This window comes from Bacillus sp. 2175, from assembly GCF_057812155.1.
This window is the reverse complement of sequence record NZ_JBSZSU010000009.1, coordinates 221,684-236,168: the sequence shown is the minus strand read 5'-3', so window position 1 is coordinate 236,168 and position 14,485 is coordinate 221,684. Positions and strand designations below refer to the sequence as shown.

Below are 14,485 nucleotides of genomic sequence, written 5' to 3'. Positions count from 1 at the left end.
TATTAAGGGTGTTATTTTACAACTGATAGGACGATATCACATATTTATAAATTTTCATAAACCTTTCCTAAATCTTTTTTCAGTTGTGTTTTTAAGTGCTCATTTTCACTTTCTAATAGCTTGTTCTTATATTTTAAAAGATTGAGCTTATTCTTTAAAGTTTCTATGATTACATCCTTGGAGGCATCCGATGTCCTTCTTTTTATATTCTTAAAATCATGTATGCCTTCTTGCTGTTGACGTAAGTCTTCAATCGTTTTTCTGATTAAGGGTTCTCTATATAAATATGCTTTTGAAACCTGTGCTTTTTCTGAAACTGAATTAAAATTAATTTTTTGTCCTTCTTTAACCATTAACTGTATTACTTCATTCACTCTATATTGTGTTTCCCTCTTTTTTTTAGAGGCATGATTCAATAACCCCGTTGTATTCGGATGTTTGTTAACCATCAATTTTTCTTTCCTCTCCTATATATTCTCGTTTATGTTTCGGCATACCGAAAATTCCAATTTCATTTTTCAATGAATCCCTAATTTCCTTATACTTATTAAGTTTTGGTTGAATCAATTCAATAGAACGAATACGACCGCTAGTTTGATACTTTATAATATCTTCTTCCATCTTTAATATCTGCGCATTATAGTAATCTAAAAATGTTGTATCTACATGAAAACTCCTACAATTATTTTTAATACAAGGGGTTTCTAACGAATAATCTAAGAATTCACAGCTAACCTTAGGACTCTTTATGCATAATCCATGATCCAAACGAATAGAGTCCATGTTATGGCGAATCCATTCTAGTTCCAAACCGTTTTCTTCTGCCTGCTCAGGGAGACTGGCTTGTATTAATTCTCCAGTTGTGTCAATACGCACTGAGTTTTGAACTTTTTCCCATTCCCTACGAAGAGTGTTATCTGAAATTTTTGCATAAGTTAATGTCATTTCAGGACTAGTATGTGCCATTAACTTTTGTACATGAAGAATATTCATACCATTATTAATTAGATTGACCCCATATCTATGTCGAAAAGCATGGTTCTTAAATAGAAATATTTCTCCATTTTTATCAAGGATTTTATATTTTTCGGCTAGTTGATTTAATGCATAGGTAACCGATTTTTGTGAAAAGGCCATCCCTCTATTTTTTCCAGTAAGAACAGGGAACAAAAATTGATTTAAGTTGTTATGCTTCTTTTCATGATTGTTAATATATTCTTGTTGTATTTTAACGATTTTCACAATTTCTTCTGAAATAGGAACAATATGTTCTTTTACATTTACTTTTCGTTGATCTCCTACCAACCACCAACCATCTTGCTTATATGCTAGACAATTTAATTGTAACTGACATACATCTGAGACTCTAAATCCTGTTGCTTCCATAATGACTATTAATCGTGCAATTTCCGAATCTAAATTATGTAGATTTTCCAACACTTGCTCCCATATAAAATCTGGCACATGTTTAACATGTTCGTGATAGTTTTTCTTTTCTCTTCGAGGAAAGTCTTCGGGAAATATTAATCTGTTAACAGGGGTTTTAGGTGCTTCTTTCCATTCAAAACCTTGCATATATTCAATTATTCTTCTGACATTTGAAAGGCACTCTATTACATGACGATTACTAGGAACACGATTTTTCGTATAACTCTTTCCTCCCATTTCACGATTTCTAACATAAAATAAAAAATCTTCAATGTCCTGTCTTTGTAGATTCTGTAAATCTATCCACTTTGGATACGTTTCTACAATGAAATCAAAAAACAAATACATTTTCTTTAAAATATTTTGGGCGGTCGCAAAGGTAATTTGTTGGTGTATAAGTAATGTTTGATTTACATATTTTTTAACTAATTCCCGAAAGGGAAATTTTATACTGGTGAAATTAAGAAATCTGTCTCTTCGAGACATATTATATGGAATCCCTAGTCTTTTTATATTCCATTTATCTTTTTGATGTTCAGGTCGTTCGTCATAATAATTAGAGAAAAAATCATATAAACTTTTACATACTCCAAGATAAGGTGAAATAAATTCTCCTCCACGATGATGGGGGTATTTTAACGGCTTATTATTTTCAGTTAGATATAATTTGTATTCATCTAATAATGTAGTGTAAGGAATATCAATTATTGATGTGACTTGAGGGAATTTCTCGGCTAAAAATTTTGAAAGAAAGTACATTTTATAAAAATGCTTCTCCATAAAGCTGGATAAAAGCCAAATTTCATTGGTTAAAGAATAAAAAGAATAGTACTTTATCTCCAGTTTAATATATTCATTACTAATTTTATTGAAATCAACAATTTTTTTTGTTTCTTTAATTTTTCCTCTTCTATCTGGCAGGGGAAACTCTTCGATTTTCCATTCATCTAAAGCCCAATACCCTTTAAGGTCGTTCATAACTTTACGTTGTATTTTATTAGAATTAATAGCTACGATATTCATTTTCTCATTCTCCTATGCTGCTGGGCTTCATCCCAGTGCTTTCTTATAGTTTCTTCTGAAGGATGAATATACATATTTAAAGTAGTTTGTACCTGGGCATGTCCTAATAATTTTTGAATGATACCAGCGTCCATGCCTAGATCATAAAGTTGTGTTGCACATGTATGTCTAAGTGTATGAGCGGTAAAGTTTATTTTCGTTTTTTTAGACAATATACGTATAACAGCTTGCAAAGCCCAATATTGCATTGGCTGCCCTTTATTTTTCCCTTTTAAATTAATAAACACATGGTTAGAATCTACATCATTAGTATGGTAATCGATAATATAATCTTGGAATAAATTCATTGTTTCATTTGATACATATACTTTTCTTTTTTCTCCAGCTTGTGTTTTAGATTCTCTAACAGTGATACTACCATCATTGATATTGAAGTCCTCTATCCATAAACTTAATAACTCAGAAGCTCTTAATCCTCCTTCATATAAAATACGAATTATTAACTCATCTCTTATGTTATTACATGCTATATGAATCAATTCCGCCTGCTTAGTAGTAATGGTTTTTATTTTTCTTTTAGGTTCCTTAAGTTTTAAAATATTAATTTTGGTTGTTGGGGTATGTGTTATATGATCTAAAAATTTACGATACTTCCGCCTTGTATTATGGACTTCTTTTGTAACTTTGGATTTTACATTAAATAAGATTTGACCACTACGCCATTGGTAGTCCAAAAATTCGATAACACAATTAGTGATTAAGTTAACGGAAGATTCAGTTCTTTTAGCGTACACTAACTTCTTTGTGTCATTTAAATAGATAGTATTTATATCATCTGTTGATTTTCTTAACCAATGAATAAATTCTGTTAATAAACTTATATCCACTTCTCTGTAATCTTTATTCTTTTCGTTTAGAAAACACCAGAATATTTTCAAATGATAACAGTATGTTTTAAGTGTATTAGGTGCTTTTCCTAAAGAATCCTTATGTTTTATAAATTTCATGATTGGGATAACTGGTTCACCCTTGTTATGTAAAACCATCCAACGTTCTTCCCCAAACGATGTAATAATACTTTGTACTTTAAACATTTTTCCACCTCCAACTGTTCAATCTATCTATACTATAAATACTATCTCTTTTATACTATTATTATAGCTTCTACAAAGAGACAAAAAAAGAGAACTACCTATCGTTGTATACGTTATCTCTACTCATATATTATACTATTGTTAACACCATTCCTCTTCCTTTTGGCATATTAGCGTTATTCATGATTTGTGGCCCCCTATTAGTGTATTTCTGTGTCTAGCTGTAGCGCTATGCGTGTAGGAAATCCCTCGTAAAATACTGTTTTTCCCAAACTTTGTGCGTATTTCATCCATTACTTTTGTTAGCTTCACTTCTTGTTCTCGTTTCGTGACATTATCAAAAAGAGAAATTTGTTCTTCTCCTTCTTGAATTAAGTTTGTTAAGGATATGTTTATGCTGCGAATGGGTTCGCCAGTATATTGTTGATGCAAAAAGTATGTACAGATATGATAAATATCCATTGTTAAATTTGTTGGACGGTTTAAAGTATGTGTTTTCCTAATTCCACCTGTATAACTCTTGCTATAACCAACAGAGAATTGAACGGTTTGAGCAAGTTTGTTTTGTCTTCTAAGGCGATAACAGACTTCTTCAATATGTTCCAATAGAACAATTGGGAATTCTTCTATTGTATAGTCGCGCATTAGAATTTGGCTTTTTCCGATTGAAGTTGTAGCAGGGACGTATTTTTCCGAAATACGGCTGAAGTCGATGCCGTTGCTATGTAAGTGCAATTCCTCCCCAATCTTGCCGAAGCTTTGTTTTAAGTATTTAAGAGGGTAATTGGCTAAATCCCCAATAGAATGTATCCCTTTTCGATTCAATTTTTCTTCTGTTTTGTACGAAATGCCCCAAAATTTATTGAGTGGTCGTATACTCCATAATTTTGTTGGGACATCTTCATACTTCCAATATGCGATACCTTCTTTGTTCTTCTTTGCTTCAATATCTAAAGCAACCTTACTCATTAAAGGGTTCGGAGCAATTCCGATGGTACATTCAATGCGTGTATGCTCATATATTTCACGTTTGAATTTCAAAGCAAATTCATAGGGATCGTTAGCAAATAAATGAATGCTATCAGTAACGTCCAACAGAAATTCATCTATGGAATACTGGTGGAAATCCTCATAAGGAACGTATTGTAAAGCTAACTCCGTTATGTAATTAGAGCATTTTATGTAAGTACTCATAATCGGATTCACAACAAGAATATCTTTTCTTCGAGGAATCTCGTAAAGCCTTGCCATCTTTTTTACGCCCAGTGCTTTCAGTGGTGGAGTTGCAGCTAATAAAATTGATCCGCTCCTGTTCACATCACCTACTACAGCCAACTTTGTATGCATAGGGTCTAACCCCATTTTAATGCAACTAACTGAAGCGTAAAAGCTACGTAAATCAACACATAAGATGATTCTATTCGGTAGGATTGAATAGTCATACACTGTGATTCCTCCTTAAATCAAAAGAACGTTTGTTCTTATTATATACGAACCTGTGTTCTTTTATAAAGAGTTTTTGTTTAAAAATAATTTTTTACATAAAGAAAAGACACTCTTATATGAGTGTCTTTCAGATATTCTGCTTGTGGGAGCAGCAATTCTAATACCAATCGGCAATAAGAAGGTATAGATATATATTCTCTTACTATTGATTAAAGGAGCAAACTCAACAAGAAAAGACACTATACAGTGTCTTTTCTTGTTGAGTTTGCTTTAAGGAAAATGTAGTGATTAATCAAAGAATCTTGGATGCTTCTTGATTCATCTTAGTATAGCATTTATATATAATTTTAATATACAAAAATAAAATTATATGAATATGTTTTCCTCAAATATTATTAGGATATTTTTCTATATTTAGAACTATGCTAGTAGATTGGTGAAAAAAAGTTATTATGTAGACATAATAACTTTTTTTATAGTTATATATCGAAATTCAAATGATCGTAATAGGTGAATTGATTGTAAAATATATACAATTATAGTCGGTTATATTACTATTATTATAAATATTGGAAATAGAGGGTGATACATGTAAATGCTTTAAGTGAAAATCGGAACTTCAAATAGTAAGTTTATAGTTTTGGGAGGAGAAGAAAAAATTAAATTCTGGGGGTTAATTCACATGCCCATCAACTTAAGAATTTGCACTACCCCCAAGTGTCAAAAAACGTTATTCTTTCTAAAAAGCTAGCTAGAAAGGATGACATTTTTTATGAATCTTTCAATTCAAGATGAATTACAACTATTTTCTGAAGAGCTGTATCGTCATTTAACCCCTTCTCTTTTGGAAGAACTCGCTAAAGAATTAGGTTTTGTAAAAAGAAAACGAAAGTTTTCAGGAAATGAATTAGCTACCATATGTATCTGGGTCAGTCAACGTACAGCGAGTGATTCTCTCGTTCGACTATGCAGTCAATTACACGCCGCCACAGGCACTCTTATGAGTCCAGAAGGACTCAATAAACGCTTTGATAAAAAAGCGGTTGAATTTTTGAAATATATTTTTTCTGCATTATGGAAAAGTAAACTTTGTAAAACATCAGCCATTTCAAGTGCAGCACTCACGTATTTTCAACGAATCCGTATTTTAGATGCGACGATTTTCCAAGTACCGAAACATTTAGCACATGTATATCCTGGGTCAGGTGGTTGTGCACAAACTGCAGGTATCAAGATTCAATTAGAATATGACTTACACAGCGGACAGTTTTTAAACTTCCAGGTAGGTCCTGGAAAAAATAATGATAAAACATTTGGAACAGATTGCTTAGATACCTTACGGCCGGGTGATCTGTGTATTCGTGATTTAGGATATTTTTCATTGGAAGACTTAGATCAAATGGATCAACGTGGCGTGTGCTATATATCAAGACTTAAGTTAAACCATACCGTCTATACGAAAAATCCATTTCCAGAATACTTTCGAAATGGGACAATCAAAAAACAGTCACAGTATATCCAAGTTGATTTAGAGAACATTATGCACACGTTAAAACCAGGACAAACGTATGAAATAAAAGAGTCGTATATTGGCAAGAATCAAAGATTATTTACAAGAGTAATTATCTACCGATTAACAGAGGAACAAATACTGGAACGTAGAAAAAAACAAAGCTATACCGAAAGTAAAAAGGGGATTACATTTTCAGAAAAGAGTAAACGATTAACGGGTATCAACATATATGTTACGAATACGCCTTGGGAAGTGGTTCCGATGGAACAAATTCATGATTTTTACTCCCTCCGCTGGCAGATCGAAATCATATTTAAAACGTGGAAATCTCTATTTCAAATTCATCATTGGCAAACTATCAAACAAGAGCGATTAGAATGCCATGTGTATGGAAAACTCATTGCCATTTTTATATGTTCTTCCACGATGTTTAAGATGCGCCAACTTCTGTTGCAAAAGCACAAAAGAGAACTAAGCGAATATAAAGCAATTGGGATGATTCAAGATCATCTATCCCTGTTATATCAAGCGATACAGAGAAACACCCGTATAATAACAAAGGTTTTAATCCGCCTGTTTACCCTACTAAAGAAAAATGGCCGGAAATCCCATCGATATGAGAAGAAAACTATCTTTGATATTATGGGTGTTGTCTATGAGTATAATGGATTGAGAAAACAAAAGAAAGCTGCATAAGAAAAAAATGAAACCCGTTAGGGTTTATTTCGTATGCTCATTTTTAAGAGGATTATACTGTTTAAAAGTTTGTTCATTTCAATTAATGGAAAACCGTAGAGTTTCTATCCTTAAGTTGATGGGCATGGGGTTAATTCACTATGTTAAAGAAAATGATGTTTATGTTAATGGCTCTTACTCTAGTTTTTGTACCAACTCTCGCTTCAGCTGCAACTATAGAGGATGGAAAGAAATACAACGCAACACAGGAGGAATTAGAAGCTCAAGTTAAAGAATTAGAATATATTTTTTCGGTACTTATGGTAAAGGATGATAAAACAGGTAAATATGTTCTTAATAAAGAAGAATTAGCGAAATCTTCATATAACAATGAAGAAAAAGCAGCTATTATAGCTGGTGTTTATGTAATGAATGATGAAGAAATTCCATCTAATATGTACTCTAGTAACGTTTGGGAAAGATGTTGGCAGGATGCATTAGGTATTAGTAAATCATATTTTAATCAAATAAAATCGTATCTTAAGAAAGAGGATTACTGGGGAGCATTGGGAATGCTTTCGTTGCTTGGGCTACCATATAAGCCTGCGTTGTTATTTGCTTTTGCAGTAACTTGCGGGCCAGCTCCAGCTTATATTGCACCTAACCCTCATGAATAATAAGCCTGATATCTTATAAGTAAATGAACTAAAATTAGAATCTCTTTTGTAAATCTATTGATGCAAAAGAGATTCTTTTATCTTTTTAAAGAAGTATTTCTGTTAAATATGAAAATATTAAGTATATTCTGTTGAAAAAAAGTAGATTTGAAGTAAGTTAAACTTTCATATGATATGCTTATTCTATACTAACTAATTTTCAGGTGAGGAGTTGATCGGTTATTACTAGTATAGAGAATATATATAATGTTTCTGTATTCTTAATGCTTTTATCTACTTTTTGTTTTTATCTGTATTTACGAAAAATAAAAAGAGAAAGAAAGCTCACTGGTTTCGAATTTACAATGTATATCATAACACAAGTTAGTTACATTCTTTGGGGAATCTATATTATTTATATAAACTTTGGATGATATTTTTTGTTTTATGAAAAAAAGGCTATTAAAAAAGGGTTTGAGATAAATATCAAACCCTTTTGACTATATATAATTATTTCACTGCTTCTTTTAATTCTTTTCCAGCTTTAAAAGCAGGTGCCTTTGAAGCGGCGATTTGCATTTCTTCACCTGTTTGTGGGTTACGTCCTGTACGTGCAGATCTTTCACGTACTTCAAATGTACCAAAACCAAGAATCTGTACTTTTTCTCCATTTGCTAGCGCATTTGTTATTGTATCTAAAACAGCTTGTGTTGCTGCAGCTGCATCCTTTTGTGTAAGTTCTGCTTTTTCTGCTATTACTTTTGTTAATTCTGTCTTATTCATTTTTTGCACCTCTTCATATGTAATTAGGTGACTATTATAACGTGTGTATACTTATGATGCAATTAATATTGTGCATAGAAAAAGCCCTAGCAAGAGCTAGGGGACAATTTCTGTGTGGTAGTAAGAAAGAAAAACATGTTCATCGTACAGTCTAAATTGTAACATCTATATTAAATGATGAAAAGTACTTATTCTAGATGTTCTACTTGTTTCCACATATTCTATAATGAAAAATATCCCTCTAATTCATTTCATCTTAGAAGGATATTTCCAATCTTTTTCTTTTCGAGTATTTAGAGCAGGTTTAGATGAATTTGTAGAAAGTGTTTGCTTTTCTATTTTATCTAATCTCTCATCTAATTTTTCAATAGCTTCTTTTGTTTCCTTCAGCTCTAATTTAATTTCTGTCAGCAAACGGAGTATTGCATCTCCTTTTGTCATTTTCAACAGTAATCGCTCCCTTACTTATATTAAAAGTGTTACTGTATATAGTTGAAATTTCAATTAAAATAGAAGTAGCTGCACCTAGTCATATTGAATATCCTTTTACTTATTCATAGATATATAATAGCATTGCTATGGAATTTCTAGCAATATCAAAGGAATAGTTCCATTGGTTTCACTATTATTTCTAATCAGTGATGTATTAGCCTTAAAAAGGGAAAACGAAAAGTCATGAATATAGAAACAATAAACGAAATGAAAAAATAAATATATGAGTCCAGGAAGAAAAGAGCGTTATATTAAAGATTATAATGCTTCCAAAAATGAACTAGAAAAGATAATGACTTACGCTAAATTTAGCTTAGAAGCTAAAAAAAGAGAAAACAAGGTAAAAGACGATAAAGGAATTTAGATATATAATTGTGGTATGACATGCAGAAAGTAGCTAGAAATATAAAAAATAAAAGGTGGTATAAACATGAAATCAACAGGTGTTACTAGAAAAATAGATGAATTAGGGCGAATTGTTCTTCCGAAAGAGTTAAGAAGAACGTTAGGAATTGCAGAAAAAGATCCTATAGAAATATTCGTAGAAGATGAAAAGATTATTTTACAAAAATATAAATCTTATGATGCTTGTGCAATAACTGGTGATATTTCAGAAAAAAATATATCATTAGCACATGGTAAAATTGTTCTTAGTCCAGAAGGCGCTGAACTTTTAATTAAGGAAATCCAGCAGCAATTAGTTAAATAAGAATATTCTTCTTAGTACATTACAAAGAAAAAGACATCTATATAGATGTCTTTTTCTTTGACTTAAACCAACATAATTTTAAAAACACTACTTTTACAATGGCAAATATATTAACAATACTTCATATCACATTCATTTTAGCACAAATAACATCACGTATTCTATATATATAAATATAATTCAAGGAAAATACATAATTCCTTTTTAACAATTCACTGTACTTAGATGCTATTGTAGAGTGTATCATACATAGTTAATAAAAATGGTATGATGGGAATAAAGAACTATCGGAGGTATTGTTGCTGCTATTCAATCTCCCTGTAGAAAGTAGACAGCACGCTTAGAAATATGAGTGTAATATGAACTATAATTTTTTCAAAACATTACGACAAGGTTATGGTTCTTTTTTACGGAAAACTTTTCCTGTGAGTTGAAAGGAATTATTATAATCAAACTATTTTTTAATAGAATGATACCTAATTTGAAATTAATTTTAGTGATTGACACAATAATCCCTAGAATGCTACGGTTTTAATGGTAAAGTAATAAGAGGTTTAATGTATAGAGATATTACGTATATGATGCTAAAAAACGCCTGAATACTATTAGTGACAGGGAATCTATATTCGCATATCCCCTAAAATTAGATATACAGATAATTTGATTAATTAAACCGTACATATAGAGAGGAAGAAAGTAAGATGTTTAAAAAAGTTACATCGGTTGTAGCTTCTATTATAGGAGCCAGCCTGCTACTAACAGCTTGTAGTAGTGAAGAGAAAGAGACTAAAAATACAGCAAAGGCAACTGACAAGAATGAAACAAAACAATCCATTAATTTACCGTATATAGCGGAGATCCCAACAATGGATGTAACAAAGGCAACCGATAGTGAATCAATGAATGTAATGCGGAATGTGTTTGAAGGTCTGTATACACTAGGAAAAGATAACAAAGTAATTCCTGGTGTGGCAAAATCGTATGAAGTGAGTGAAGATAAAAAAACATACACATTCCATCTAAAAGATTCCAAATGGTCAAATGGAACACCTGTAACAGCTGCAGACTTTGTATTCTCCTGGAAACGTGCTGTGAACCCTAATACAGCTGCGGAATATGCATTTCTATTCTTTGATATAAAGAATGCAAAGCGAATTAATAGTAAAGAGCTACCTGTAGATCAGCTAGGGGTAAAAACAATTGATGATAAAACATTTGAGGTGCAATTAGAGCAGCCTGTCCCTTATTTCATTGATTTAACAACGTTTGCAACATTTTTACCTATTAACGAGAAGTATTTTGAATCACAAGGAAAGCAGTATGGTTTAGAAGCAAAGCAATTGGTCTATAACGGCGCATTTACATTGGATAATTGGAAGCACGAACAAGGTTTTCAGTTGAAAAAAAATCCGAATTATTGGGATACTAAAACAGTGAAATTAGACGAAATTAACTTTGATATTGTGAAAGATAAGTCAACAGAAATTAATTTATATGAAGCAGGTCAAATTGACCGTGTAGGACTAACAGGTGAGTTTGTAGATAAATATAGAAATAGTTCTGATTTCAAAGAGCGACCTGAAGTAACTATGCAGTTTTTACGTATGAATCAAAAAAATGAAGTATTAAAAAATAAACATGTCCGTTTGGCAATTAGTCAGGCAATGAATAAGAAAGCCTTTGTAGATACAGTGTTAAATAATGGCTCTCTTCCTGCAGATGGTTTTATACCCGCTGAGTTTGCTAAAGGATCGGATGGAAAAGACTTCAGGAAAGAGAATGGAGCATTAGTAAAAGATGATGTGAAGGCAGCCAAGGAAAACTGGAAGAAGGCAAAACAAGAACTTGGGAAAGAACAAGTAACACTCGAATTGCTCACGAGTGATAATGCAATAGCCAAGAAAAATGCGGAGTATTTGAAAGGTGAACTAGAAAAGAATTTAGAGGGGCTAACGGTCTATGTTAAACCACAGCCACGCAAACAGCAAATTCAGTTGCTTCTAAATAGTGATTATGATTTAGGTGTTGATGTATGGGGACCAGATATTCCTGATTCGATTACATTTTTAGATTTGTTTACGACAGATAGTACATATAACTTTGATAAGTATTCCAATAAACAATATGATGAACTAATTCATCAAGTGAAAACAGACTTAGCTGGTGATGAAAATGCTCGTTGGGAGACAATGAAACGAGCAGAGAAAATATTATTAGAAGATGGAGCAGTCGCACCATTTTATCAACCAGGTAGATCGTATTTACAGCGTTCTTCTATAAAAGGTATTGTGACGAATGATTTTGGTGGGGAATTTAACTATAAATGGGCTGAAGTGAAAAAATAAGCGAAAAAAAGGAATCGAATTAATTCGATTCCTTTTAGTTTGCATAGTAATTATGCACAATTACATATTTAATTATCTTGTTATATCGACAAAAATCGACATTTTTTTCAATACGATTATATTAGAATCGAATATAACGATATTGGATGTTACAAATATACTGAGGGATATTAGGGAATTCTTGTTTTTTTAGAAGGGAAAATATTATGAATGAAGCACTTAAGAGAGAAGATAAAGTTTCAGAAAAAACATTAAACAAATTCTTGAGTAAAATTATTGATGAAATTGATTTCCAAAGGAAAAATCAAGAGGATATCGCTAAAATAATTGGCATTTCTTCAGGAACGCTTTCGAAGAATTTAACAGGGAAAAATCAATTTGGATTTTGGAATTTAATTAGATTATTGAAGCTATTGTATGCGGGTGATATTAATAAACAAAGAAAGATGTTACACACCTTCTGTTCTGTCACAACAAGCAAGAAGAACTTGAGGATTGCCATGGAATATGCAAATTCAAAAGGTGATTTATCACTTCTTAAGCAAGTAGTGGATCAAGAAAGCAAGTCTTCACTCGCAATGAATAGAGAATGGGCCTATGTATATGAACTAGTATGGCTTAGAAATAGTGGCAGTATTAAAAAGCAAGAATTGTTAGCTAAACTGGAAGATCGTAAGGGTAAAAAAGTAATTAAGACAAAAGAGATGAAGGTTTTATACGGCATATTAACTTACTATACTATGTATGATTTAGAAAAATATAATTCTTTATTCGAGTATGCTGAGGTATTATCACCAGACGTTAATGCGATAACTGATAGTTTTATTAGAACATCTTATTTAGGTAGGATTAAAGAAGGTTTAGCATATGCGTACCTGGTGCAAGATGATCTCGAAAAGTCTAGGCGTTTATGTCAGGAGATTCTAGATTTAGAAGATCCTGAAGGGTGTTTTCATCTTTTAAGAGCATCGGCACTTGTATATTTAGCAGAGTCTTATACCTTCGAATGCTATGAGCGTGCATCCAGGTATATAAATAAATCTCTAGAACAATTAGAGCCATGTAATTTTGAAAGGGAACTTCAAAGAAAGCAGTCGATTCTTAATACATATGCTTTTATTAAGCTAGTTAATAGGAAAGAGTTGGAGAATATAAAAATATATCATCCTGCTGAAGAATCATTTTTAGAGATTGTTAAGGGGAACTATCAAAATGCAATTGATATTCTTAATAAACTAGAGAAGAAGAATAGATTTTTAAGTCCAATGCAATATTGTATTTTAGGTATAGCAAAGAATGATATTACTTTAATTGAAAAGTCAATTGCGCTATATGAGTGTGTTGGTAATAGGTTCTACAGCAAATTCCCTAAAAAAATAGTAGTAGAATTTAATAAAAATGGTATAATATATGAGGGTGGTGCTATATGAAGAAATTATTATTTGTAGTAACAAGTATTATTTTGGCAGCAGGAATTATTTATACTGCTGGTAGTAAAGAGCAACCAAACAATTTAGTTGAAAAAGATTCAGAAAATTTATTAGCTAGAATGGGAGATCCCGGTGGTGGAATGGGTTAACCTTTAAATAATTAGAATGCGATTGTCTCATAGGAGGCAATCGCATTCGTTGTTTTTAGGGATATTTCCTAAATATCAAATTCGAAATACAAGAAAAGTTTGTGAATCATTCACAAACTGATAGCTGATACGAAATCAAATTTTTAAACTATATTGTTAGTAAGGTTGCAAAAACCCTTGTGTTATCAAATCTACTGATAACACAAGGGTTTCCAAAGATTATTCCGCGAGGGCGGGGCACTGAAAATGCGTAGCCCCTTTATACAGGCTAATATTAAGCAAGTGCATTTAACTCACGTATCATAAAAAAATACTGAAAAATAATTTTACATTCATTTGGCAAAATGCTTTTTTATGAAGTAGGTGTAGTCAATAAGAACCTCTAACACTTCTTGCTGTTTTTGTGGAGGCAAATCGGATATTGCTACTTTAATTAATTCTAATTTACTTTCGAGGGGTGCATTTCGCCCGAATAGTTCATCTATGGAGACATTATGTATTTCAGCAAGATTCATGATGGAATCTGCATCAGGATCAGCTTTCCCATATTCCCAATTTGCATAAGTAGTGCGGGCAATGTTTAGGCGATGTGATATATCGGATTGGGTATATCCTTGTTTTTTTCTCAATTCAGCAAGTCGTTTGCTTAGATGGGACATATCATCACCTTTTCCTTTCTGATTTATAAAGTTAGTGTAAAACAGAAAAGGTAAATTGTGTCCTAATGACTAATAATAAGTCA

General features: G+C 31.9%; 14 protein-coding genes. 7 read left to right on the top strand and 7 right to left on the bottom strand.

What is annotated here, in order from left to right; genetic code table 11:
* Positions 1-44: 44 nt before the first annotated feature.
* The 4 genes from ACXKY9_RS30045 to ACXKY9_RS30030 form a co-directional block, all read right to left on the bottom strand.
* Positions 45-449, bottom strand: coding sequence for a DUF6262 family protein (locus ACXKY9_RS30045; RefSeq protein WP_000247457.1), 405 nt, complete (start codon positions 447-449; stop codon positions 45-47).
* Positions 442-2,451 (bottom strand): tyrosine-type recombinase/integrase, encoded by a 2,010-nt coding sequence (locus ACXKY9_RS30040; RefSeq protein ID WP_001028065.1) that lies wholly within the window; start codon positions 2,449-2,451, stop codon positions 442-444. Before ACXKY9_RS30040 ends, ACXKY9_RS30045 begins: the two co-directional genes overlap by 8 nt.
* Complete coding sequence (locus ACXKY9_RS30035) at positions 2,448-3,545, bottom strand: phage lytic cycle repressor MrpR family protein (protein ID WP_000477499.1); 1,098 nt, start codon at positions 3,543-3,545, stop codon at positions 2,448-2,450. The genes ACXKY9_RS30040 and ACXKY9_RS30035 overlap by 4 nt, the downstream gene beginning before the upstream one ends.
* Positions 3,546-3,725: 180 nt before the next feature.
* The gene (locus ACXKY9_RS30030) at positions 3,726-4,991 is read right to left on the bottom strand and encodes a Y-family DNA polymerase (RefSeq protein WP_000272577.1); all 1,266 of its coding nucleotides are present in this window, start codon (positions 4,989-4,991) and stop codon (positions 3,726-3,728) included.
* Positions 4,992-5,763: 772 nt separating this feature from the next.
* Here ACXKY9_RS30030 and ACXKY9_RS30025 point away from each other — a divergent pair.
* Together ACXKY9_RS30025 and ACXKY9_RS30020 are read left to right on the top strand one after the other, a co-directional pair.
* Positions 5,764-7,200, top strand: a complete 1,437-nt coding sequence (locus tag ACXKY9_RS30025) for an IS4-like element IS231C family transposase (protein ID WP_001053969.1) — start codon at positions 5,764-5,766, stop codon at positions 7,198-7,200.
* A 140-nt stretch (positions 7,201-7,340) separates the two neighbouring features.
* On the top strand, positions 7,341-7,856 hold the full coding sequence (locus ACXKY9_RS30020; RefSeq protein WP_000914524.1) for a hypothetical protein: 516 nt from the start codon (positions 7,341-7,343) through the stop codon (positions 7,854-7,856).
* Positions 7,857-8,345: 489 nt separating this feature from the next.
* Here ACXKY9_RS30020 and ACXKY9_RS30015 read toward each other — a convergent pair whose 3' ends face one another.
* Positions 8,346-8,618, bottom strand: a complete 273-nt coding sequence (locus ACXKY9_RS30015) for an HU family DNA-binding protein (RefSeq protein ID WP_001043935.1) — start codon at positions 8,616-8,618, stop codon at positions 8,346-8,348.
* A 246-nt stretch (positions 8,619-8,864) separates the two neighbouring features.
* Positions 8,865-9,059: a hypothetical protein gene (locus tag ACXKY9_RS30010; protein ID WP_031303430.1), complete on the bottom strand. Its 195-nt coding sequence runs from the start codon at positions 9,057-9,059 to the stop codon at positions 8,865-8,867.
* Between the two features lie 274 nt (positions 9,060-9,333).
* On the opposite strand from ACXKY9_RS30010, the gene ACXKY9_RS30005 reads away from it, so the two are divergent.
* The 5 genes from ACXKY9_RS30005 (at position 9,334) to ACXKY9_RS29985 (ending at position 13,743) form a co-directional block, all read left to right on the top strand.
* The gene (locus ACXKY9_RS30005) at positions 9,334-9,474 is read left to right on the top strand and encodes a hypothetical protein (protein WP_014481865.1); all 141 of its coding nucleotides are present in this window, start codon (positions 9,334-9,336) and stop codon (positions 9,472-9,474) included.
* Between the two features lie 66 nt (positions 9,475-9,540).
* On the top strand, positions 9,541-9,819 hold the full coding sequence (locus ACXKY9_RS30000) for an AbrB/MazE/SpoVT family DNA-binding domain-containing protein (RefSeq protein WP_000843046.1): 279 nt from the start codon (positions 9,541-9,543) through the stop codon (positions 9,817-9,819).
* A 701-nt stretch (positions 9,820-10,520) separates the two neighbouring features.
* Positions 10,521-12,164 (top strand): peptide ABC transporter substrate-binding protein, encoded by a 1,644-nt coding sequence (locus ACXKY9_RS29995; protein WP_016090374.1) that lies wholly within the window; start codon positions 10,521-10,523, stop codon positions 12,162-12,164.
* Positions 12,165-12,370: 206 nt separating this feature from the next.
* Positions 12,371-13,594, top strand: coding sequence for an AimR family lysis-lysogeny pheromone receptor (locus ACXKY9_RS29990; RefSeq protein WP_001001083.1), 1,224 nt, complete (start codon positions 12,371-12,373; stop codon positions 13,592-13,594).
* Complete coding sequence (locus tag ACXKY9_RS29985) at positions 13,591-13,743, top strand: hypothetical protein (RefSeq protein ID WP_000734601.1); 153 nt, start codon at positions 13,591-13,593, stop codon at positions 13,741-13,743. The genes ACXKY9_RS29990 and ACXKY9_RS29985 overlap by 4 nt, the downstream gene beginning before the upstream one ends.
* Before the next feature lie 332 nt (positions 13,744-14,075).
* On the opposite strand, the gene ACXKY9_RS29980 is transcribed toward ACXKY9_RS29985, so the two are convergent.
* Positions 14,076-14,402 carry a helix-turn-helix domain-containing protein gene (locus tag ACXKY9_RS29980; protein ID WP_000019020.1) on the bottom strand — a complete coding sequence of 109 codons (327 nt, stop codon included), beginning with the start codon at positions 14,400-14,402 and terminating at the stop codon, positions 14,076-14,078.
* Positions 14,403-14,485 lie beyond the last annotated feature (83 nt).

Coding starts and splice junctions, on each gene's coding strand:
- ACXKY9_RS30045 (WP_000247457.1), bottom strand. CDS start 449: ATGGTTAACAAACATCCGAATACAACGGGGTTATTGAATCATGCCTCT.
- ACXKY9_RS30010 (WP_031303430.1), bottom strand. CDS start 9,059: ATGACAAAAGGAGATGCAATACTCCGTTTGCTGACAGAAATTAAATTA.
- ACXKY9_RS29985 (WP_000734601.1), top strand. CDS start 13,591: ATGAAGAAATTATTATTTGTAGTAACAAGTATTATTTTGGCAGCAGGA.
- ACXKY9_RS29995 (WP_016090374.1), top strand. CDS start 10,521: ATGTTTAAAAAAGTTACATCGGTTGTAGCTTCTATTATAGGAGCCAGC.
- ACXKY9_RS30015 (WP_001043935.1), bottom strand. CDS start 8,618: ATGAATAAGACAGAATTAACAAAAGTAATAGCAGAAAAAGCAGAACTT.
- ACXKY9_RS30000 (WP_000843046.1), top strand. CDS start 9,541: ATGAAATCAACAGGTGTTACTAGAAAAATAGATGAATTAGGGCGAATT.
- ACXKY9_RS29980 (WP_000019020.1), bottom strand. CDS start 14,402: ATGTCCCATCTAAGCAAACGACTTGCTGAATTGAGAAAAAAACAAGGA.
- ACXKY9_RS29990 (WP_001001083.1), top strand. CDS start 12,371: ATGAATGAAGCACTTAAGAGAGAAGATAAAGTTTCAGAAAAAACATTA.
- ACXKY9_RS30005 (WP_014481865.1), top strand. CDS start 9,334: ATGAGTCCAGGAAGAAAAGAGCGTTATATTAAAGATTATAATGCTTCC.
- ACXKY9_RS30035 (WP_000477499.1), bottom strand. CDS start 3,545: ATGTTTAAAGTACAAAGTATTATTACATCGTTTGGGGAAGAACGTTGG.
- ACXKY9_RS30040 (WP_001028065.1), bottom strand. CDS start 2,451: ATGAATATCGTAGCTATTAATTCTAATAAAATACAACGTAAAGTTATG.
- ACXKY9_RS30020 (WP_000914524.1), top strand. CDS start 7,341: ATGTTAAAGAAAATGATGTTTATGTTAATGGCTCTTACTCTAGTTTTT.
- ACXKY9_RS30025 (WP_001053969.1), top strand. CDS start 5,764: ATGAATCTTTCAATTCAAGATGAATTACAACTATTTTCTGAAGAGCTG.